We start from the raw sequence: 20894 nt of genomic DNA on the forward strand, positions 1-20894 counted from the left end.
CGGCGCTGCGGGGACTTGGCGCTGCGCGTGACCAACATGAGTGCAGATCTGGGGCTCGCGGCGTCGATCCGCTCGAATCCGCCCCAATCTGCACTCATGTTGGTCAGCGCCCGGTGCGGCCGATCCCGTCGCTGTCCAACTTGCGTGACGAAACCAGCCGCAGGGGCCCTCAGAGCACGCCGATACCCGAACCGTTACGCAAGTCGGACAGCGGCGGCGGGCGGGGACAGCGGCGGGCAGCGACCGACACGACGCAGCGGCTGCCAGCGGCCGGCAGGAACCAGCAGCGGACAGCGGCCGGCACGGGCGGCGGCCGGCACGGGCGGCGGCCGGGCGGCGGCCGGGCACAGAAGGCTCGCAGGCACGCAGAAGGGCGGCCCCCGCCGAAGCGAGGAGCCGCCCTCTCGTGCGCGCTGACGTCAGCTGACGTCCGTGCGGATCAGTAGTAGTAGATGCCTGCCGAGGCGAGCCAAGGCTTCGGGTCCATCAGCGTGCCCCAGTACTTCAGCTCGAAGTGCAGGTGGCAGCCGGTGGACGAACCGGTGGTGCCGGCGTAGGCGAGCACGTCTCCCGCGTTCACGGTCTGGCCGACGTAGACGTTGATGCCGCCGTCCATGATGTGCGAGTAGGAGACCTCGGTGCCGTTGCCGAAGTCGAGCACGACGTGGTTGCCGAAGCCGCCGTTGTAGCCGGCGTACGTGATCGTGCCGCTGTGCACCGCGTAGAGCGGGGCGCCGCACGTGCCGCCGTTGACACCGAGGTCGAGGCCGTTGTGCATGCGGTAGGTGCCGAAGATCGGGTGCAGGCGCATGCCGTACTCATCGGTGACGACGCCGCTGCTGATCGGGCCGTAGTAGCCGGCGAGGACACCGTTCGGGGTCTCGGGCGTCGTCGGTGGGACGACCTCCGGCTCCGGCTCGGGTTCCGGCTCGAGCTCGACGTCAGGCTTCTGCGGCTCTTCCGGGAGGATCTCGATGTCGGGCTTCGTGGGCTCCGGCTCGGGAGCCGCCGTGGGCGCTGCCGTCGGCTGTGGCTCAGCGGGGGTCGAGGGTTCCGGTGCAGCTGTCGGCTCCGGTGCCGTCGTCGGCTGCGGGGTGACCGGTTCCTGGCTCGGTGCCGGGGCCGGGGACTCGGCGGGCGTGGTCGGCTGCTGGGGCGTGACCGGAGCGGTCGGGTCGGCCGTCGCCGTCGGCGGGGTCGATGGCTGGCGCGGAGGCGTGACCTGCTGCGGCGGGCGCAGCGTCTCGGGCGCGACGGAGGTGTCGGTCGGGTCGGCAGGCGCGAGCGGCGCGTTCACTGCCGGAGCCTCGCTGGAGATGTCCGGCTTCGGCGGGGCCTGCACGCCGGCGGCCTCAGCCTCGGCGACGACCTGCGCGTAGGCCTCTTCCTGGTACGCGGCGGCCGCCTCGGCACGCTCGCGGTTGGTCTGCGCGACCTGCTCCTGACGCAGCTTCTCACCCGCCGCGTAGTCGGTGGCGGTGACATCGCGCTTCTCCTTGAGCGGAGCGAGCATGGCCTGGAGGTCGGCCTTCTTGCTGTCAGCGAGGTACTTCTCGTTCTGGAGGACGACCTGCTCGGCCTGCGCCGTGTCGAACTTCGTCTTCGCCTCGGACTCGAGCTTCGCCAACTCGTCGTGCGCGGTGGTCGCCTGCGTTCCGAGCACGTCCGCTGTGTTCTTCTCGGTCACGGCCTGGTTGTAGATGCCGTCGGTCTGCTCGGAGAGCTTGCTGATGGTGCCGAGCTGGTAGAGGAGCGTGTCGGCGTCGCCGGGGTTGAGGAAGAGCGCCAGCTTGGGGTCGCCCGCGCCTCGCGTGCTCATGGCGGCGGCGAGCTGGCCTGCCTTCTCACGAGAGGTCGATGCCTTTTCTTCGGCAGCATCGGCCTGGTCCTGCAGGATGGTGACCTCGGCGAACTTCTCGCTCGACGCGGTCTGCGCCTTGCCGTGCTCTTCGCCTGCGGTCTTCGCCTGCGCGGCGGCTGCGGTGACCTTCGCGTCGAGGTCTGCGATCTGCTGCTCGATCTCGCTGATGAGCGCTTCCTGGCGGTCGACGTTGCCCTCTGCGGCGACGACGTCCTCCCAGGTCGCGTAGCCGTCATCGGCAGCGAAGGCTGGGCCGGCTGCGAGCGCAAACGCGGCGAGGACTGCTGCGGATGCCGCACCGACGAGCGGTGTGCGCCAGCGGTTGCGAAGTCGCAGGGGCTTCGGGCTCCTGGTGGCGGGCATGCGCTCTCCTCGTGATGAATCTTGGGTGCGGAACGAGGCGGACGCCTCTGCGGCAACGCGAGACCGCATCTACCACTGCAGCCACTCGTTTCACACCAACAACACGAGAAACAGTAACAAGTTTGTCAACATCTGCCTAGCGCGTCACAGAGACCCGGGTGACAAATCACGTACCGGGTCGCCGTCTGCACCGGGATTCCGCGCATCTCGGGGAACATCCGGTCACGACGAAGCCTGCGCTCGCCACCACCTGAGCACCCCACGACACGCCGAAGAGGCACCGATGCGGCACCCGATTTGCCGCGAAGGAAAAACGCCCCTATGCTTTTCTCTCGGTAGTCAAGTCAGCTACAAGCACTCGGCCCCATCGTTTAGCGGCCTAGGACGGCGCCCTTTCACGGCGTTAACACGGGTTCGAATCCCGTTGGGGTCACGGTCGTGACAACACCAGGTGCTGAGATGCTGTACATTGAACTGTCGCAATCGAATACGGATGAATCAGCCCCGGCTGAGACACCACAGTAAGGCCCTGTAGCGCAGTTGGTTAGCGCGCCGCCCTGTCACGGCGGAGGTCGCGGGTTCAAGTCCCGTCAGGGTCGCCAAGCATCTTGCCCTCTTCTCGGAGAGGGCAATTTGCAACGGTGACGAACATCAGTGCGTCGCCACGAGGCCTCGGCCTCCGGCTCTGTAGCTCAGTTGGTAGAGCGCACGACTGAAAATCGTGAGGTCACGGGATCGACGCCCGTCGGAGCCACTGAAACCCCGCCTAGCTTCTACATGGCGGGGTTTCTTTATGTCCGCGCAGGCGCCAGGCGGTAGACACGCCGCGCCCGCCCCGCGGTGAAGCCGGCCCGCACGTAGCGCTCGAGCAGTGCATCCGTCGCCGCCGCCGCGACCAGCACGGAACCGGCAGGCGCGTGCTCGATGAGTCGCCTCGCGAGCATGACCGCCGTCAGCCGCGTGCCAGGATGCTGCGCGAGGGCCGCGACCATCCACCGATCCCCTTCCGGGGTCTCAGGACCGGACGCCGACAGCGTCGTCCCACCCGGCTGCACCAGCGCGATCACCGCACCCGCGAGCAGCACGGCGTAGACGGAGAAGCCGAGCAGCAGCACGGTCGTGGCGTCGAAGACCAGGATGCAGGCCACCCAGAGCACGAACGCCGCGATCGTCACGAGCGCGACGACGAACCCGTCGAGGATGGGCCTCCGACGCTCGAACAGCACGGTTCCCGTGCGCGTCCTGTCGAGGTAGAGGCCACCCCGCAGGGTCATCGGCAGGATCGAGAACGCGTAGATCGGCACCGACAGCACCGCCAACGGGACGTTCGGCGTGGACGCGCGGGCCGAGATCCACGCGGCACGCGGCAGATCCCGGACGGTCGACGGACGGGGGCGCGCTTGAGCGGAATGTGGGGGCATCCCGATCAGGCTAGCGGGGTGCCGTCAACGGCCCGCTGCAGCACATCCGTCAGCCAGATGCAGGTTCTTCGCGAGACGAGGGTGCGTCTCGCTCACTTCCGTGCGGGTGGGGGCGGAAGCACGGGCAGAAGAACAGCGACGCGTCAGGCCGTGACGTTGACCGTGATCTCGTGGTGGCCGGTCGCGCCGTCGGGGACGACGTTGGCGCGCGCATCCGTCTGCACCTCGCCGTCGCTCGACGTGGCGCGGACCTTCACGGAGTGCTCGCCGGCTGGGGCATCCCAGTCGAGCTTCCACTGCAGCCACGTGTCGTCCGAGATGGGAGCCGCGAGCTCCGTCGGCATCCACTCGCCGTCGTCGATCTGCACCTCCACCGCTTCGATGCCGGTGTGCTGCTGCCAGGCGAAGCCGGCGATCGTCGTGGGGCCCGCGTTGAGGCTGCCGCCGCTTGGCACGTCGATGCGGGAGCCGATCTTGATCGGGCCCTCCGCGCTCCAGCCGCGGTCGGTCCAGTACGCGTTGACGCGGTCGAAGCGCGTCACCTCGAGGTCGACGACCCACTTCGTCGCCGAGACGTACCCGTAGAGGCCTGGCACGACCATCCGCACGGGGAATCCGTGTTCGGCTGGCAGGGTCTCGCCGTTCATGCCGACCGCGAGGATCGCGTTGCGGTCGTCGGTGAGGGCGCCGATGGGGGTGCTCGCCGTCCAGCCGTCGACGGACTTCGAGAGCACCATGTCGGCGTCGGCCTGTGGTCCAGCGCGCTTCAGCAGCTCGCGCAGCGGGTAGCCGAGCCAGAGGGCGTTGCCGATGAGGCCGCCGCCGACCTCGTTCGACACGCACATGAGGGTCGTGATGCTCTCTTCGAGCGGCAGGGCGAGGAGCTCGTCCCAGGTGATCGTGACCTCGTTGTCGACGAGGCCGTGGATGCGCAGCGACCAGCCCTCCGGGTTCACGAGCGGCACGCTCAGCGCGGTGTCGATGCGGTAGAAGTCATCGTTCGGCGTAACGACCGGTGGGAGGCCGGGGATCTCGAACTGGGCTCCGGCGGGAACCGCCGCGGCGCGCACGGCCGCCTGCGGCAGCGCGATCGCCTCACGCACCGCTGTGACGGCGCGAGTCCCGGCAGAGAGGGCGGCACCGGACGCCGCGGCGATGGCACCGACGATGACGGAGGCACCCGTGTAGATCAGGAAGCGGCGGCGATCGACTCCGGCGGGCGTCGTGTCCCCGCGAACGTCGAGGTCTTCGCCGTCGGACGCAGCGGCACGGCCCGTCGCTCCGACCGCGGAGCTCCGCGTCGCCGCGACGGCCGCCTCGCGGGACCGCTGACGTGCGCGCTGCTCAGCACCTTCGAGGGTCTTGGCGAGGAACTGCAGCGTCAGCACGGCGACGACCATCGCGAGCAGCGGAGGCACCGTGTCGAGCGGCGAGAAGGGAGTGCGGGTGGCAACTGCGACGGCGCCGATGGCGGCGATGAGTCCGAGGACGACCCGACCCCACGGCGGGCGCCGCGACTCGAGCACCCCGGCGACCGCTGCGAGGAGGACGAGCACCACCGCGACGAGCGCGATGAGCGCGATCTTGTCCGCGGTTCCGAACAGGGCGATCGCGGTGTCCTTCGCCCACGGCGGGGCGAGGTCGATGAGCAGCGCGCCCACCGCGACGATGGGGCTCGCGGTGGTCTGCAGGAACGCAGCCGCGAGCTCTCCGAGGCCGACGCCGAGGGCCGCCGCGCCGATCCCGGCGAGGCCCGCCGGAACGGACTCGCGGAGGCGACGACGGCGCGTTCTCACCTGTTCGGGACTGGTTTCGAGGGACATGGCGGACACGCTACGCGCGCGAAACCCGGCCGGGCTGAGTGTGGGCGGATGGTGTGCATCCCCTGTGAATAGTGACCCGAGGTGGGCCTCAGGGGCCGCCTGCACGAGAGCGGCTCGGGTGCGGCCACCCACCGCGCCTGGCAGACTGGGGGCTTTGCGCCGCGTCACCCGGCGCACGTGCATCCGGCGCCGTTCCGACCCCGGCGCCCGAGAAGGGCCGGTTTGTCAGCGCTCAACGTCCTCGCCAATCTGCTTCGCGGCGCGCTCATCGGCGTGACCGAGATCATCCCCGGCGTGAGCGGTGGAACCATCGCGCTGCTGATCGGCGTCTACGAGACCCTCATCGACTCGGCCGGCCACCTCGTGCGGGGTGTCGTCCGCGCCGTCGCCGACACGCTGCGCCGCCGAGGCCTGAACCGGGCCCGCGAGCACTTCGCGCAGGTGAGGTGGGGCATGGTGCTCCCGATCGGCATCGGGATGCTCGTCGCGCTCGTCGTCGCGGCCCGCCTCGTCGCCCCGCTCATCGAGGCGCACCCCATCCCCTCGCGGGCGCTCTTCGCGGGACTCATCGCCGTCTCCCTCATCGTCCCGGCACGCATGCTCGGCGCCCGCTGGCAGCTGCGGGACTACGCCATCGCGGTGCCCGCCGCGGTCCTGAGCTTCGTGCTCACGGGGCTCCCCTCGGCCAACGACGCCGACCCCTCTGCGCTCGCCATCTTCGTCTCCGCCGCCGTCGCCGTCTGCGCGCTGGTCCTGCCCGGTGTCTCCGGCTCCTTCGTGCTCGTCACGACCGGCATGTACGAGCCGACGCTGCGGGCCCTCAACTCGCTCGACCTCGGGTACGTCGCCATCTTCGCCGTCGGCGCCATCACGGGACTCGCCCTCTTCGTCCAGGTGCTGCTGTGGCTGCTCTCCAAGCACCGACGCGTGACGCTGGCCCTCATGACGGGTCTCATGGCGGGCTCGCTCCGCGCCCTCTGGCCCTGGCAGACCGAGGACCGCGAGCTGCTCTGGGCCTCCGGGGACGTCGTCGGCCCAGTGCTCTGGTTCCTCCTCGGAGCCGCGATCGTCGCCGCCCTCCTCATCGCCGAGGGCCTGCTCGTGCGTCGCGCGCTCCGTCGCGCTCCTGAAGCGCACGCGTAGCTCGCGCCGGGCGTCCGGGCACGATTTCGCAGGCCAGCCCGCGCGATGTCGGTGGTGCTCGGTAGCATGAGACGCGCATCCACTCGACAGCAGGGAAGTGCCCGATGAGCCTCGTTCCAACGGACCCGTACGCCTCACAGCCCGACGATGGCCAGTCGCGATCGTCGCAGGCGAGCGGCACACCCTCCTCACCTGCCGCCGGCTGGTACCCCGACCCGACAGGACGACAGCGCTACTGGGACGGCGCGCAGTGGGGCCAGTACGCGCCAGCGCAGTCGCAGGCAATCGGGGCTCCCATGCTCTACCAGCAGACCGTCGTGGTCAGCGGAGGCAAGGAGGTCGGCATCACCTACGTGCTCGCGATCTTCCTCGGCGGGCTCGGCATCCACAACTTCTATCTGGGGCGCACCGGCATCGCCATCACGCAGCTCGTCCTGTACCTCGTCGGAATCGCCACCTCGTGGCTCGGCATCGGGCTCCTGCTCATGTTCGGCGTCGCGATCTGGGTCATCGTCGAGCTCTTCCTCATCCCGCAGTTCGTGCGCGAAGCCAACGCGCGCCTCGCCGGGGCCGGCGCGTACGCGGCGAACCAGGGCTACGGCCCGGCCGGTGGCGGCGGGTCGTACCCGGGTCAGTACTAGCGCACGTCCCGCGCCGGTCCCGGCTCAACTGAGCGAGAAGGCCCGATCGCCCCAGGCGGTACGGAGGTCCGCGTCGAGGTCGTCGACGACCCGATCTGCGTGGTCGATGACGAGGGTCGAGCGGGCCGCCCCAAACGCGGGCCACGGCACCGCGCCCGACAAGCCCCCGTCGGTGGGCCGCCCCTCGCGCGCGAACGACGTCCAGAGGGCGAGCATCCGGTCAGACACCTCCCCGGCTTGCCTTCGCCCGCCGAGTTTGTACGCCAGTCCACGAGGGTCCGTGTCGAGGTTGCCCCAGACGAGCGAAAGCTCGGACGCATGCGTCGCGCCGAGTCGGAGCACTCTCAACAGCGGTGTCGAGAAGTCGAATCTGTAGAGGAACGTGGGGGCGATCCGCGAATGGCCCTCAGCTATCCACACCGTCGGCATCCGGAAGGCCACATCCCTCACCACGCCGAGGCCCACAAGCCGTTGCCGGACGCCCTCATAGGCCTCCAGGATGTGCTCGCGATCCGGCATCTCGACGGTGGGGTTCTCGGCGGCGATGGAGGTGATCATGGTCGTCAGCGCTTGCTCACCGACCGGAAGCAGTGGTGAGTTCGAGGCCTTGAAGAACGTGGCCTCATCACGATTCGTTCCGATTATGAGCGGAACAGGCAGCCCTCGGCCCTCGCTGAGCACCGTCACTGGATGCTCCGGAACCAGATCTCCGTCGACGACAGGCGCGAACGCAAGCGTCCCTGGAAACTCGGTCGGGATCTCAGCGAACAGCTCGGCCGAGGTCTCGATGATGCTCGAGACCGGGAGCGCACGCAGCGCGGCAGCATCGTCGATGCCGAGCTTGGCGACGAATCGCTCGGCCACGATCTTCGCTCGTGCAAGGCCGTACATGCTCGTCGCCGGTGAACTCTCGACGATCGCCGCGGAGAGCAGGCCCCGCGCTGACGGCGTCGCGAGCAACGTCGAGACGATGCCTGCACCAGCTGACTCCCCGAAGACCGTCACCCGTTCGGGGTCACCTCCGAACGCGCCGATGTTCGTCTGCACCCACTCGAGCGCGCAGAGAACATCCCGCATCGCGAGGTTCGAATCGAACGCCTGCTCTGCTCCCTCGAGCGTCGAGAGCTCGAGGAATCCGAGACCGCCGAGACGGTAGCCGAGCGACACGACGATCAGGTCGCCGCGCTCCGCCAGCGCCGCCCCGTCGTAGATCGGCTCCGAGGTTCCTCCGATCACGTACGCGCCGCCGTGTACCCACACCATGACGGCCCGCGGGGCCGCACCAGGTTCACCGGCCGCCGTTGGACGCCACACGTTCACGAACAGGCAGTCCTCATCCGTCATCGCTCGCTCCCCCATGTCGACAGCCTTCATGCGAAGCTGCGGGGCGATCGGCGGAAGGGCTCGCGCGTCCCGCACTCCCGCCCACGACTCCACGGGCACCGGGGCACGCCAGCGGCGATCACCTGTTGGCGCCTGCGCATAGCGGACACCGAGCCAGCGCTCGGTGCGTCCGTCTGAAGACCCGCGAAGCGTTCCGTCTCGCGTTTCGACGAGCGGATCCGAGACGGAGAGGCCTCGGGGGGTCGTGTTCGGTCCAGCGGCTGAGTCCATGAGCTGCTCCGGCGTTCGGGAGGGACGAGTGGAGTGCCAGCTTCCCACCGCGCACGCCAGCTGCGGCGTGCCGCGGAGCCGGCCGACTCGTGCGCGTCACGTCACGGGATGGACGCGTCCCGCCAGCCGAGCGGGACTACTCGAACATGCCCTCGATGGGGCCCCGGGCGAAGTAGATGAGGAAGCCGACCGCCACGATCCACAGCAGCGGAGAGACCTTGCGGGCCTTGCCCGTGAGGGTCTGCACGAGCACCCACGAGATGAAGCCGGCGCCGATGCCGTTCGCGATGGAGTAGGTGAGCGGCATGATGACGATCGTCAAGAACACGGGGAGCGCGACGGAGAAGTCGTCCCACTTCAGCTCGCGCACCTGAGACACCATGAGCACACCGACGACGACCAGCGCCGCGGCGGCCACCTCGAGCGGCACGATCTGCGTCAACGGGGTGAAGAACATCGCGAGCAGGAACATGACGCCCGTCACGACGCTCGCGAGGCCAGTGCGGGCCCCCTCGCCGACTCCGGCCGCAGAGTCGACGAAGATCGTGTTCGACGAGCTCGACGTCGCGCCACCCGCGACGGCGCCGATGCCCTCGACGACCAGCGACGATTTGAGGCGAGGGAAGTTGCCCTGCTTGTCCTGCAGGCCCGCTTCGCGCGTGAGACCCGTCAGGGAGCCGACCGCGTCGAAGAAGTTCGTGAACACGAGCGTGAAGACGAGCATCACGCCCGCCAGGACGCCGATGCGCTCGAACGCGCCGAAATCGAACGCGCCGATCAGGCCCAGGTCCGGGACCGAGACGATCTGCGTCGGCAGCACCGGCACGTTGAGCGACCATCCGCCCTCGTTCTCGAACGCCGGGCCGAGCTTCATGATCGCCTCGACCACGACCGCGACGACCGTCGTGCCGACGATGCCGATGAGCAGCGCGCCCTTCACGCGGCGCGCCATGAGCACGCCCATCACGATGAGCCCCACCACGAAGATGAGCGTCGGCACCGTTGTGACCGAGCCGCCGACACCCAGCTGGACGGGCGGCGACGCGTTCCCCGAGGACGTGACGAAGCCCGCATCCACGAGCCCGATGAAGGCCAGGAACAGGCCGATGCCCACCGTGATCGCCGTCTTCAGCTGCGGCGGCACGGCGTGGAAGATCATCTCGCGCAGACGGGTCGCCGAGAGCACCACGATGACCAGGCCGTTGATGACGACGAGCCCCATCGCCTCAGCCCACGTCACTTGCTGCACGACATTGACGGCCAGGAAGGAGTTGATGCCGAGCCCCGCTGCCAGACCGAACGGCAGATTCGCGATGACACCGAACAGGATCGTCATCACACCGGCAGTGAGCCCCGTGACCGCCGCCACCTGCGAGGCCTGCAGCCAACCGCCCTCCACGTCGAGCGTGGCCTGGTCCTGCGAGAAGCCGCCGAGGATGAGCGGGTTCAGGATGACGATGTACGCCATTGTCATGAACGTGACGAGCCCGCCGCGGATCTCCCGCGGCACGCTCGAGCCCCGATGCGTGATCTCGAAGAACGTGTCGATGCGCTCCTTGAACGTCGAGCCGCTGCCGCGTCTCGTCGGCGCGACCATCGTCGCGCGGGCCGGAGCCGCCGCGTGACCGAGGTCGCCAGCTCCCGCCTGCTCGTGATCGCCTGCGGACTCGTGGCTGTCGCTCATGCGGCTCCCCTGATCGTGCTGCTCGCGTTAACAGGGACAAGCGTAGTCAGCGCGCGAGACCGGCGAGGCGCGCACCGAACGCAGCGACCGACCCCGCCGCGACCCCGGGCGCGCCGACCCTCACCCGATCCCCTAATCTCGTAGAGGTCACGCGCCGCTCCCCCGCGCAGGCCCAACCCCGCCGAACGACCTGGAAGCGAGACCATCGTGGCACTGCCCTGGAAACTGCACGGAGACGGCAAGAACGTCCCCGCGAGCGACATCGTGCTCCCCGAGGAGCGGCTCACCTGGCCGCGCACCATCGGCCTCGGCGCGCAGCACGTCGTCGCGATGTTCGGAGCGACATTCCTGGTGCCGCTGCTCACCGGCTTCCCGCCATCGACGACGCTGCTGTTCTCCGGCATCGGCACGATGCTGTTCCTCCTCATCACCCGCAACCGGGTGCCCAGCTACCTCGGCTCATCATTCGCGTTCATCGCGCCGATCCTCGCCGCCGTCGCATCCGACGGGCAGGGCGTCGCCCTCGCCGGCATCATCGTCGTCGGCGCGCTCCTCGCCGTCGTCGGCCTCATCGTGAACCTCGCGGGCACGCGCTGGATCAACCTGCTCATGCCGCCCGTCGTGGCAGGAACGATCGTCGCCCTCATCGGCTTCAACCTCGCACCCGCCGCGAAGAACAACTTCGAAGCCTCCCCGATCGTCGCCTCCATCACGCTGCTGACGGTCATCGTCGTCGCCGTCGCCTTCAAGGGCATGATCGGTCGCCTGTCGATCCTCATCGGCGTGGTCGTCGGCTACATCGTCGCCGCGTTCATGGGCCAGGTCGACCTCGCCGGGCTCGACGAGGCCGCGTGGGTCGGGCTCCCCACGTTCACGGCCCCCGTCTTCGCCGCCGAGCACCTCCTCGTCTACCTCATGTTCGTGCCCGTCGTGCTCGCGCTCATCGCCGAGAACGTCGGTCACGTGAAGGGCGTCGGCCAGCTCACGAACCGCAACCTCGACCCCATGGCCGGCCGCGCGCTGCTCGCCGACGGCCTCGCGACCGTGCTCTCCGGCTTCGGCGGCGGCTCCCCCACGACCACGTACGGCGAGAACATCGGCGTCATGTCGGCAACCCGCGTCTACTCGACGGCCGCATACTGGGTCGCGGCGATCGCCGCCATCCTCCTCGCCCTCTCGCCCAAGGTGGGAGTGCTCATCGCGAGCGTCCCCGGCGGCGTGCTCGGCGGCATCACCACCGCCCTGTACGGCCTGATCGGCATCATCGGCGTGCGCATCTGGCTCGAGAACAAGGTCGACTTCTCGTCACCGACCAACCAGTTCACGGCGGGCGTCGGCCTCATCGTCGCGATCGGCGACTTCACCATCAACAGCGGTCAGGTCACGTTCGGCGGCATCGTCCTCGGCACCGTGGCGACGCTCGTCGTCTACCACCTCATGAGCGGCATCGCCCGGCTCCGTGGCTCCGACGCCGACGACGCTGGTGACGACCTCGTCGCCGGCGCCGACGGGGCAGCGGATGCGGAGCGCACAACGCGCTAGCCGCATCCCTCGCTACGCTCACCCCTCAACTCTGCCGAAAGCGGACTTGTGGTCGTCAAACCTCGAGTTTGACGACCACAAGTCCGCTTTCGACGTTCGGGGAGAGGAGGGAGGGAGGGAGGGAGGGAGGGAGGGCGGGAGAGAGGGAGGGGGCTAGGAGAGGGCCAGCTCGAGGGCGTCAAGCCATGCGCCCCAGTGGGCTTTCCACAGCTCGATCTCGTCGACCACCTGCAGCTTCTCGTGCGCGATCGCGAGCTTCGTGCGCCCGTTCGGTGCAGCGTCGAACGTGAACAGGAGCCCACCGAACGGCTGCGCGTCGCGAGCGATGAGCACCTTGTAGGTCTTCGACGCGACCTTGGAGCGGAACTCCGTCTCGAAGCCGAGCAGCGCATCCCGGGCCGCGTCGTCGGCGATCAGCGCCCTGAGCACCTCGCGGTCGACGGGCAGCGTTCGCGAGCGGTTCGCCGTGAACGTGCCGTCCGGCATCTGCCCCGCGAGACGCCGGCCCGTCATGCGCTCGAAGCTGACCGCGATGCCCTGGCTCCACCAGCCGTTTTGCGTCGAGTTCGCCATGACCCACTCGACGATGCGCGGATGCGCCGCGTCGCGCCCCACACCCGCGTCGATCGCGTCGATCCAGTCGTCCCATCCCTGCCCGGTCTGCGCGCGGATCGCCGCGTCGGAGTGCATCGGCGGCGCCACCCACTCGTGCCGGGACGCCTCGCCGATTCTCTCGGCGGCACCCGAGGTCGGCTCGGGCGCTGGGTGTGTGGGTGCCGCGGTGGATGCTCCGGTGGATGCGGCAGCACCCGCATTCTCGCTCGACTCGGCGCATGCATCCGCCCCGCCACCGAGCAGCTCGGCACGTCGCGCGAGCGTCTCCTGGAGCCGCGCTCGCATCTTCGCGCCGACGGCCTCTGGAATCTCCGCTTGTGATCTCACGTCGCATCCCCTCGTCCTTGGTCACACTACTCAGCGCAGCCCCGCCCGGCCGCAGTCCCCTCAGCCACCCAGCAGCCCCAGTCACCCAGCAGACTCAGCCGCTCAGCCCCCACCCGCGACAGACATGTGGGAAGTGCAGCTTCCCGCCCTCGGGAAGCTGCACTTCTCACATGTCTGCGTGGCGGCGCGGACTGGGCGGCAAGACGCGTGGGACAGCTCACGGAGACCCGCCACCGGCTTGGCGACCGCATTCGGATAACTGTCCACAGCCAATTTGGCAGCGCTACTGGTAGCGCTGCCATTTTTGGGCTAGTGTCACGAAGCAAGCTGGCGAACAGCCCCGGATCTCGGTCAGAGGCCCTCCACCCCACTCACGCCGCCAGCAGCATCCGCCAGATTTCAAAGGAGAAATCATGCACACTCGTCGACCCAAATCGCGCTTCAGGATGGGCACAGCACTCGTCGCCACGGCCTCCGCCGTGGTCCTCCTCGCCGGATGCACGAGCGCACCGGCAGAAGGTGGCGGCGGTTCCGCAGGAGGCGAGGACGGCAAGTTCGTCATCGGCTTCCAGCAGCCCCTCGGCGGCCAGGCCTGGCGCGAGATGGGCCTCGCCTCCCTCCAGGCGCTCGCGAACTCCCCCGAGTACATCGACAAGGTCGAGCTCAAGATCGTGCGCACGGACGACAACGACGCGGCCCAGCAGAACGCCGCCATGCAGAACCTCATCGCCGACGGCGTCGACCTCATCCTCTTCGACCCGGCCTCCTCCAGCGGCGCGGACCCCGCCATCGCGCAGGCGACCGCGCAGGGCATCCCCGTGATCGCCAACGGCGGGCCCTACGAGAGCGAGGACGTCTACACCGTCTCCACCGACTGGGCGAGCGCCGGCACCATCGGCGCCGAATGGCTGCTCGAGAACCTCACCGACAACAAGGACGTCGCGGTGCTCGAGGGCCTCGCCGGCGTTCCCCTCAACGAGGGCTCCATGCCGGGCGTCATCGACGCGCTCGAGGCCGGCGGCGCATCCGTCGTCGCCCAGGACACCAACGGCTGGAACGAGGCCACCGCGCAGGAGTCGATGGCCAACATCCTCCGCTCCAACCCGGACATCGGCGGCGTCTACTCCTTCCTCACGGGAGGCCAGGGCGTGGCCGAGGCCTACAAGGCCGCCGGGATCCCCTTCGTCCCCACCGTCGGCGGCTCCGGCTACAACGGCGAGGCCTGCGCCCTCGTCGAGTACGCCCCCGAGGGCTTCACGGGCAACATGATCTTCGGCCAGCCGTCGATCTACGCGAAGGGCCTCGAACAGGCCGTCCTGCTCCTCGAAGGCCAGGAGATCGAACGCGAGCAGTTCTTCCCGCCGCTCGAGATCACCACGGAGAACGCCGCCGACTACTGCCTCGAAGACCGCCCCGCGAACTTCCAGCTCGGCTACGACTTCCCCGGCCTCGACCTGAAGCTCGAGGACGTCATGGAGTACTACTCCGGGTCCTAGGGCACCGCGGCAGCCCTCACCAGCAGGGCTGCCGCCAGCTCTCACTCGAACCGATCAGCGAGGACACATCGAGTCATGAATGCAAGTGAAGTGGGCGCCGCGGACGTCGCCGCGGCGCCCGGGCAGGCGGAAGCCACCCGGCCGGCACGCACCGGGAACGCGGGGTCGGGCGAGGCGCTCCTCGTCGCGACCGACCTGGTGAAGAGCTATGGCCCGGTCAAGGCCGTGCAGGGGGTGAGCTTCGTCTGCCACCCCGGCGAGGTGCTCGCCCTCGTGGGCGAGAACGGCGCGGGAAAGAGCACCGTCGCGAAGATGCTGGCGGGCGCGGTCACCCCCACGTCCGGCACCATCACGGTCGAGGATGCGCCGCTCGCCTCAGGGAGCGTGCGACTGTCGCGTCGTTCCGGCGTGCGCTGCGCGTTCCAGGAGCTGGCCCTGGTGCCCGAATGGACCGTCGCCGAGAACCTGAGCCTCCCGGACGGGGCACCGCTGCGCGGCTTCTCGCAGAAGAAGGCGATCAGCGCGGCGAGCGCCCTGCTCGATTCGCTCGACCTCCCCCAGATCGACCCTCGGGCGCTCGTCTCCGACCTGTCGCTCGCCAACCGGCAGCTCGTCGAGATCGCGCGGGCCTTCGCCGGCGAGCCGAAGCTGCTCATCCTCGACGAAGCGTCATCCGCCCTCACCCCTCCCGGTGTCGAGTGGCTGTTCACCCGCATCCGCGAGCTCACCGCACGCGGCGGCAGCGTCATCTACGTGTCGCACCGACTCGGGGAGATCGCCGAGATCGCCGACCGCGGCATCGTGCTGCGCGACGGCGGCCTCGCCGGAGAGTTCTCTCGCGGCTCCTGGACCGACGACGAGCTCATCTCGCTCATGGCTGGCCGCAAGGCCGAGCGGTTCTTCCCCGACCCGCCCGCCCGGACCCGCGAGGGCGACGTCCTCGACGTGGAAGGGCTGCGAGCCGAAGGCGTGCACGGCATCTCGCTCACCATCGGCGCGGGCGAGATCGTCGGCATCGGCGGTCTCGCGGGGCACGGGCAGGCTGAGCTGCTGCGCGCGCTGTTCGGCGCATCCGCCGCCACGGCAGACTCGTGGACGATCGACGGCGACTCCGTCACCCGCCTCACGCCCGTCCGCGGCGTGCGCCGCGGCCTCGGCTACGTGCCGGAAGACCGCAAGAAGGAAGGGCTCGCGCTCGAGCTCGGCGTCGGAGAGAACCTCCTCGCGCCCTGGTTCAAGGCCTGGCAGCTCGGCGGCAAGCCACGTCTCGCCCGCGAGCGCGGCTGGCTCGACGGCGTGCTCGCCGCCCTCTCCGTGCGAACGCGCGGCCCCCTCGAAGCGGCCGGCTCGCTCTCCGGCGGCAACCAGCAGAAGCTCGTCTTCGGCAGGTGGATGAACCGCTCCCGGTCCGTCATCCTGCTGCACGACCCCACGCGCGGCATCGACGTGCGTGCCAAGCAGGAGCTGTACGGCGCGATCGTCGACCTCGCGAAGCAGGGCGTCGGCGTCCTCTGGTTCTCCACCGAGGTCGAGGAGCTCGTGCACGTGTGCCACCGGGTGCTCGTGCTCTACAACGGGCAGATCACCGACGAGCTCGCCGGTGAGCGACTGACCGCGGATGCCATCGTCGGCGCCGCTGTCGGCGTGACGGGCAGCATCCAGACCGTCTCGGCCGCCGAGCTCGAGGAAGCGGCGAGCGAAGCCGCGAAGACGCCAACGCGCGGCAGGGCAGCGCGCGAGAAGACATCGAGGAGCAGCAGATGACCGCCACCGTCACCCCTCCACCGGCGCAGCCGGTCACCCGGGCCGTCGCGCGCCGACAGGGGCTCGTCAGGCTGCGACGCGAGGGCGCGTTCGCCCCCGCCGCGGCGTTCGTCGTGTTCCTGGTCGTCTACCTCATCATCAACCCGGAGCTGCTCACGCGCTTCCAGCTGCAGACGGCCGCGAACCTCGTCGTGCCGCTCGCGTTCGTCGCGCTCGGCCAGCTGCTCATCGTGCTCGTCGGCGGCATCGACATCTCCATCGGCGCCATCATGAGCCTCTCCAACGTGGTCTTCGCGGCCCAGACCGAGGTCGTGCCCATCCCCATCGCCGTGCTCCTCGGCCTCGCGACGGGCCTCGCCTGCGGCCTCTTCAACGGATTCCTCGTCTCCTACGGGGGACTCCCCGCCATCGCGGTGACGCTGGCGAGCGCCTTCATCTTCGGCTCGCTCGCCCGCGAGGTCATGGACAGGCCAGGCGGCAACATCACCACCGAGTTCCATCTGGCGACGAGCGGCGAGGCCATCCCCTTCGTGCCCGTCGCCCTCGTCTGGCTGACCATCATCGCCGTGCTGCTCTGGTTCGTCCTGCAGCGCAGCGCCCTCGGCAGGCACATCTACGGCGTCGGATCGAACATGGACAGCATCCGCGCCGCGGGCCTCAACGCCCGCCTCACGAAGCTCGCCGCCTTCGGCATCGCCGGCGTGCTCACCGCCACGGGCGCCATCATGCTCGCCGGCTCCACCATGACCGGCGACCCGCGAAGCGGCGACCCCTACCTGCTCTCCTCGATCGCCGCCGTCGCCCTCGCCGGCGCCAGCTTCACGGGCGGACGAGGCAGCATCATCGGCACCATCCTCGCCGGCATCACCCTCGGCCTCATCGGCAACCTGCTCTTCTTCGCAGGCATCAACTCGTACTGGCAGTACGTCATCTCGGCGCTCATCATCGTCTCGGTCGTGGGCATCCCCGTCGTCTGGCGAAAGCTGTCGTTCGCTCGGAAGGGAGCACGGTCATGACCGCAACAGTTCCGGCCGCAGTCGGCAATGCCGGGACGGCAGGCGCGGGAGCCCCCGCCCCCGGCGACCACGAGGTCGAATACGCGCCGTCCAAGTCGCTGCTCGCGCGAGTCCCACGCAGCGTGTGGCCGCTGGTCGCATTCCTCGTGCTGTTCCTCATCGGCGGCATCATCCGCCCGAACCTCATCACGATCGAGTCGCTCATCGGCACGGCGACCTTCGCGATCATCCTCTCCATCGCCTCGTTCGGGCAGACGTTCGCCGTCATCCAGGCCGGCATCGACCTGTCCGTCCCCAACACGATCGCGTTCTCCGCGCTGTCGTTCCTCGCCATGGTCGGCCCCCTCGGCCCGTTCGGCGCGTTCCTCGGCGCGCTCCTCGCAGGCGCCGTCATCGGACTCCTCAACGGGCTCGTCATCGCGAAGCTCGGCCTCACCCCCATCGTCACGACGATCGCCATGAACGGCCTCCTGTTCGGCGTGATCCTGCTGCAGTTCAACTTCTCCGAGCTGACGCAGATCCCCGACTTCATCACGGCGATCACCTCCGCGCAGATCAGCGTCCTCGGCCTCTCCATGGCCGCGGTCCTCCCCCTCGGACTCGTGCTCATGGTCGTGCTGCAGCTCGTCCTCAGCTACACCGGATGGGGACGCTCCCTCTTCCTCGTCGGTGCGGCCCCCGAGACGGCGAGGCTCGCAGGCCTCCCCGTCGACCGCATCCGTATCACCGGGTACATCATCTCGGGCATGCTCGCCGCCTTCGCCGGCATGGTCATCGTCGGCTACTTCCAGCAGGCGTCCGCGACCATGGGCGACAGCTACCTGCTCTCCTCCGTCGCCGCAGTCGTCGTGGGTGGAGCGTCCATCTTCGGTGGCCGAGGATCGGTGGTCGGCACGGTTGGCGGAGCGCTCGTGCTCGGCCAGGTCGCGACGCTCGTCACCGTCCTCAACCTGGGCTCCAACGTGCAGCAGCTCATCTACGGCGCCATCATCCTCGTCGTGATCTCCCTCTACGGGCGCAAGCGCGGCTAGCCCACATTCCGCCTCGCTGGCGCAGCGTTGTGGCCTCCTGCTGTTCCCGCCCCCGGGAGCGACAGGAGGCCACAACTCTGCCGCGGGGTGGTGCGGCGAGGACTCCCCTCGCCGCAGCCCTGACCGTTCGCCAACCTCGCGTGCCGGCTGCGTCGCCCCCAGAACGTGGGTACGCTCTCTGTGCTCCGAAAGTCCGCGAAGCGCACCTCCCCGTCGCACCGCCGACCCGAAGCGTCTCCCCCGTCCGACCAGCATCCAGCGCAGGAGAACACCCGTGTCGACCTTCGTCTCCCTCATCCGAGCCAGCACGCTCAGCGACGCCGCCGAGTACGCCTACGCCTCCGCCGTCGAGCCCAGCGCCCGCCTCATCTTCCCCGCCGGCGCCTGCCCGCTCAACGACGACGGCACGACCGCCGCGATCGGGGACTACGCCGGGCAGGCAGCCAAGTGCGTCGAGAACCTGCGCGTCGCCCTCGCCGAAGCCGGGGCCGAGCTCAGCGACGTCGCCAGCACCCGCGTGCTCGTCGCATCCACCTCGCAAGCCGACCTCGTCACCGCGTGGGAGGTCGTCCGCGACGCATTCGGCGACCACGACGTCCCGAGCACCCTCCTCGGCGTCACCGTGCTCGGCTACGACCACCAGCTCGTGGAGATCGAAGCCGTGGCCGCCGTCGCGCCTGCGGAGTAACCCGCCGTCGGCGTCCTCCTGAGCGGGTCGCTGGGGTTGCTCCCATCTGCGGTCAGCAGTATGGGCAGCGGGTGCGAGACGTGCACCCACCTGACAGGCGCGGACGGGCGCAATCCGCCCGCCGTGCCGCCCGCGTATCGATCAAAGGAGATCGCCGTGTTCAAGAGCCCCTACCCAGACGAGCAGATCCCGAACGTCTCGGTCTTCGATTTCCTCTTCTCCGAGCTCAGCGAAGCAGATGCCGCCCGCACCGCGATCGTCGACGGCACCACCGGCGCCGAGACGACCTTCGGGACCCTCAAGCAGCACATCGAGCTCATCGCGGGCGCGCTCGCCGGGGGCGGGCTCGGACTCGGCGACGTCGTCGCCCTCCACTGCCCGAACGTGCCCGCCTTCGCATCGGTGTTCCACGGCATCCTCCGCTCCGGCGCGACAGCCACCACCATCAACGCGCTCTACACCGCGGAGGAGATCGAGACGCAGCTGCGCGACTCCGGCGCGAAGCTCCTCTTCACGGTGAGCCCCCTCCTCCAGCAGGCGCGCGCCGGCGCCATCGCCGCCGGCCTCGAGCAGGACGCCATCATCGTCCTCGACGGCGCAGAGGGCTACCACGACCTCCGCGAGCTGCTCGCCGCGGGACTCCCCGCCCCAGAGGTGAGCTTCGACCCCGCCACGCACGTCGCCGTGCTCCCCTACTCATCCGGCACGACGGGCAAGCCGAAGGGCGTCATGCTCAGCCACACGAACCTCGTCGCCAACGTCGTGCAGACCTACCCCGTCCTCGACGTCGAGGACGACGACGTCGTGCTGGCGCTCCTCCCCTTCTTCCACATCTACGGCATGACCGTGCTCCTCGACATCGCCATCAAGAAGCGGGCCAGACTCGTCACCATGCCGAAGTTCGAGCTCGGCGAGTTCCTCCGCATCATCGAGACGCATCGATGCACGTACCTGTTCATCGCGCCGCCCATCGCAGTCGCCCTCGCGAAGCATCCGCTCATCGACACGTTCGACCTGTCGAGCGTGCGGTCCGTCTTCTCCGGAGCAGCCCCCATCGACGTCGCCCTCATGAAAGCCGTCGCCGACCGCATCGGGACCCGCACGAGGCAGGGCTACGGGATGAGCGAGGCGAGCCCCGTCACGCACGTGCTGCCGCCCACGGAGACCGGCATGTCGCTCGGGTCCGTCGGCGTGCCCATCGCCAACACGGAGGTGAAGCTCGTCTCGGTCGACACGGGCAAGGAGATCGACGCGGTCGAAGACGGGCAGAGCGAGCCGGGCGAGATCTGGGTGCGCGGACCCCAGATCATGCTCGGCTACCTCGGCCGCGACGACGCCACCCACGAGGCGGTCGACAGCGACGGCTTCCTGCACACCGGCGACATCGCCACGGTCGGCCCACTCGGCGAGTTCACCATCGTCGACCGGCTCAAGGAGCTCATCAAGTACAAGGGCTACCAGGTCGCGCCCGCCGAACTCGAGGCGCTGCTGCTCACGCACCCCGACATCACCGACTCGGCCGTCGTCGGGGCGCTGGATGCCGACGGGCAGGAGATCCCGAAGGCATTCGTCGTGCGCCGCGAGGGCTCGCCCCTCGACGAGGCGGGCGTCGAGGCCTTCGTCGCGGGCCACGTCGCGCCCCACAAGAAGGTGCGGGCCGTCGCGTTCATCGACGTCATCCCGAAGTCGGCCTCGGGGAAGATCCTTCGCAAGGACCTCCGCGCCCGCTGACGCGCACGGGCGCCGCGCCCGCCCGCGCGCGCCGAGAGCTGAGTTGTGGTCGTCAAGACGGCCGCAGAACGACCACAACTCAGCCCTCGGCGAGAAGAGCAGCGCGAGGGGGAAGGGCGCGGGGAGGGGGGAAG

Annotated in this window: 15 protein-coding genes and 3 tRNA genes; 12 read left to right on the top strand and 6 right to left on the bottom strand. The window is 69.3% G+C overall.

Going from position 1 to position 20894, the window contains the following annotated elements:
* Window positions 1–439: 439 nt before the first annotated feature.
* Window positions 440–2224, bottom strand: a complete 1785-nt coding sequence (locus C5E05_RS15750; protein ID WP_104342460.1) for a peptidoglycan DD-metalloendopeptidase family protein — start codon at window positions 2222–2224, stop codon at window positions 440–442.
* Between the two features lie 360 nt (window positions 2225–2584).
* Here C5E05_RS15750 and C5E05_RS15755 point away from each other — a divergent pair.
* From C5E05_RS15755 to C5E05_RS15765, 3 genes are all read left to right on the top strand, one after another.
* Window positions 2585–2657, top strand: a tRNA-Glu gene (locus C5E05_RS15755).
* Between the two features lie 92 nt (window positions 2658–2749).
* A tRNA-Asp gene (locus C5E05_RS15760) sits at window positions 2750–2826 on the top strand.
* A gap of 79 nt (window positions 2827–2905) precedes the next feature.
* Window positions 2906–2978: transfer RNA gene (locus C5E05_RS15765), tRNA-Phe, on the top strand.
* 37 nt (window positions 2979–3015) lie between these two features.
* Here the strand turns inward: C5E05_RS15765 and C5E05_RS15770 are convergent.
* Window positions 3016–3645, bottom strand: a complete 630-nt coding sequence (locus tag C5E05_RS15770; protein ID WP_146081150.1) for a hypothetical protein — start codon at window positions 3643–3645, stop codon at window positions 3016–3018.
* A gap of 143 nt (window positions 3646–3788) precedes the next feature.
* Window positions 3789–5468: a molybdopterin-dependent oxidoreductase gene (locus C5E05_RS15775; protein WP_104342477.1), complete on the bottom strand. Its 1680-nt coding sequence runs from the start codon at window positions 5466–5468 to the stop codon at window positions 3789–3791.
* 222 nt (window positions 5469–5690) lie between these two features.
* Here C5E05_RS15775 and C5E05_RS15780 point away from each other — a divergent pair, with 222 nt between their 5' ends.
* Together C5E05_RS15780 and C5E05_RS15785 are read left to right on the top strand one after the other, a co-directional pair.
* On the top strand, window positions 5691–6611 hold the full coding sequence (locus tag C5E05_RS15780; RefSeq protein ID WP_104342462.1) for a DUF368 domain-containing protein: 921 nt from the start codon (window positions 5691–5693) through the stop codon (window positions 6609–6611).
* A gap of 104 nt (window positions 6612–6715) precedes the next feature.
* Entirely contained in the window at window positions 6716–7252 is a 537-nt protein-coding gene (locus C5E05_RS15785; protein ID WP_104342463.1) for an NINE protein, read from the top strand.
* A gap of 24 nt (window positions 7253–7276) precedes the next feature.
* Here the strand turns inward: C5E05_RS15785 and C5E05_RS15790 are convergent, their stop codons facing one another.
* Together C5E05_RS15790 and C5E05_RS15795 are read right to left on the bottom strand one after the other, a co-directional pair.
* Window positions 7277–8866, bottom strand: a complete 1590-nt coding sequence (locus tag C5E05_RS15790) for a carboxylesterase/lipase family protein (protein WP_104342464.1) — start codon at window positions 8864–8866, stop codon at window positions 7277–7279.
* 136 nt (window positions 8867–9002) lie between these two features.
* Complete coding sequence (locus C5E05_RS15795; RefSeq protein ID WP_104240336.1) at window positions 9003–10463, bottom strand: NCS2 family permease; 1461 nt, start codon at window positions 10461–10463, stop codon at window positions 9003–9005.
* A 294-nt stretch (window positions 10464–10757) separates the two neighbouring features.
* On the opposite strand from C5E05_RS15795, the gene C5E05_RS15800 reads away from it, so the two are divergent.
* The gene (locus tag C5E05_RS15800; protein WP_104305849.1) at window positions 10758–12092 is read left to right on the top strand and encodes a uracil-xanthine permease family protein; all 1335 of its coding nucleotides are present in this window, start codon (window positions 10758–10760) and stop codon (window positions 12090–12092) included.
* Window positions 12093–12245: 153 nt separating this feature from the next.
* Here C5E05_RS15800 and C5E05_RS15805 read toward each other — a convergent pair whose 3' ends face one another.
* Window positions 12246–13034, bottom strand: coding sequence for a hypothetical protein (locus tag C5E05_RS15805; RefSeq protein ID WP_104342465.1), 789 nt, complete (start codon window positions 13032–13034; stop codon window positions 12246–12248).
* A 413-nt stretch (window positions 13035–13447) separates the two neighbouring features.
* Here C5E05_RS15805 and C5E05_RS15810 point away from each other — a divergent pair, with 413 nt between their 5' ends.
* From C5E05_RS15810 to C5E05_RS15835, 6 genes are all read left to right on the top strand, one after another.
* Entirely contained in the window at window positions 13448–14530 is a 1083-nt protein-coding gene (locus tag C5E05_RS15810) for a substrate-binding domain-containing protein (RefSeq protein ID WP_104244993.1), read from the top strand.
* A 75-nt stretch (window positions 14531–14605) separates the two neighbouring features.
* The gene (locus tag C5E05_RS15815) at window positions 14606–16294 is read left to right on the top strand and encodes a sugar ABC transporter ATP-binding protein (protein ID WP_104342466.1); all 1689 of its coding nucleotides are present in this window, start codon (window positions 14606–14608) and stop codon (window positions 16292–16294) included.
* Window positions 16291–17310, top strand: a complete 1020-nt coding sequence (locus tag C5E05_RS15820; RefSeq protein WP_104342467.1) for an ABC transporter permease — start codon at window positions 16291–16293, stop codon at window positions 17308–17310. The genes C5E05_RS15815 and C5E05_RS15820 overlap by 4 nt, the downstream gene beginning before the upstream one ends.
* A complete protein-coding gene (locus tag C5E05_RS15825; RefSeq protein WP_104342468.1) occupies window positions 17307–18341 on the top strand; it encodes an ABC transporter permease in 1035 nt (344 codons plus the stop codon). Before C5E05_RS15820 ends, C5E05_RS15825 begins: the two co-directional genes overlap by 4 nt.
* A 274-nt stretch (window positions 18342–18615) precedes the next feature.
* Window positions 18616–19029, top strand: a complete 414-nt coding sequence (locus C5E05_RS15830) for a RidA family protein (RefSeq protein ID WP_104244985.1) — start codon at window positions 18616–18618, stop codon at window positions 19027–19029.
* Window positions 19030–19185: 156 nt separating this feature from the next.
* Window positions 19186–20760, top strand: a complete 1575-nt coding sequence (locus C5E05_RS15835; protein ID WP_219819557.1) for an AMP-binding protein — start codon at window positions 19186–19188, stop codon at window positions 20758–20760.
* The last annotated feature ends 134 nt before the right edge of the window (window positions 20761–20894 follow it).

Origin of the sequence: Pseudoclavibacter sp. AY1H1 (genome assembly GCF_002931055.1) — a bacterium.
Taxonomy (GTDB): Bacteria; Actinomycetota; Actinomycetes; order Actinomycetales; family Microbacteriaceae; genus Pseudoclavibacter.

What these genes read in the sequence shown, in the direction of transcription:
- C5E05_RS15785 (WP_104342463.1), top strand. Translation starts at nt 6,716, where the DNA reads ATGAGCCTCGTTCCAACGGACCCGTACGCCTCACAGCCCGACGATGGC.
- C5E05_RS15815 (WP_104342466.1), top strand. Translation starts at nt 14,606, where the DNA reads ATGAATGCAAGTGAAGTGGGCGCCGCGGACGTCGCCGCGGCGCCCGGG.
- C5E05_RS15810 (WP_104244993.1), top strand. Translation starts at nt 13,448, where the DNA reads ATGCACACTCGTCGACCCAAATCGCGCTTCAGGATGGGCACAGCACTC.
- C5E05_RS15750 (WP_104342460.1), bottom strand. Translation starts at nt 2,224, where the DNA reads ATGCCCGCCACCAGGAGCCCGAAGCCCCTGCGACTTCGCAACCGCTGG.
- C5E05_RS15795 (WP_104240336.1), bottom strand. Translation starts at nt 10,463, where the DNA reads ATGGTCGCGCCGACGAGACGCGGCAGCGGCTCGACGTTCAAGGAGCGC.
- C5E05_RS15775 (WP_104342477.1), bottom strand. Translation starts at nt 5,468, where the DNA reads ATGTCCCTCGAAACCAGTCCCGAACAGGTGAGAACGCGCCGTCGTCGC.
- C5E05_RS15825 (WP_104342468.1), top strand. Translation starts at nt 17,307, where the DNA reads ATGACCGCAACAGTTCCGGCCGCAGTCGGCAATGCCGGGACGGCAGGC.
- C5E05_RS15820 (WP_104342467.1), top strand. Translation starts at nt 16,291, where the DNA reads ATGACCGCCACCGTCACCCCTCCACCGGCGCAGCCGGTCACCCGGGCC.
- C5E05_RS15790 (WP_104342464.1), bottom strand. Translation starts at nt 8,866, where the DNA reads ATGGACTCAGCCGCTGGACCGAACACGACCCCCCGAGGCCTCTCCGTC.
- C5E05_RS15770 (WP_146081150.1), bottom strand. Translation starts at nt 3,645, where the DNA reads ATGCCCCCACATTCCGCTCAAGCGCGCCCCCGTCCGTCGACCGTCCGG.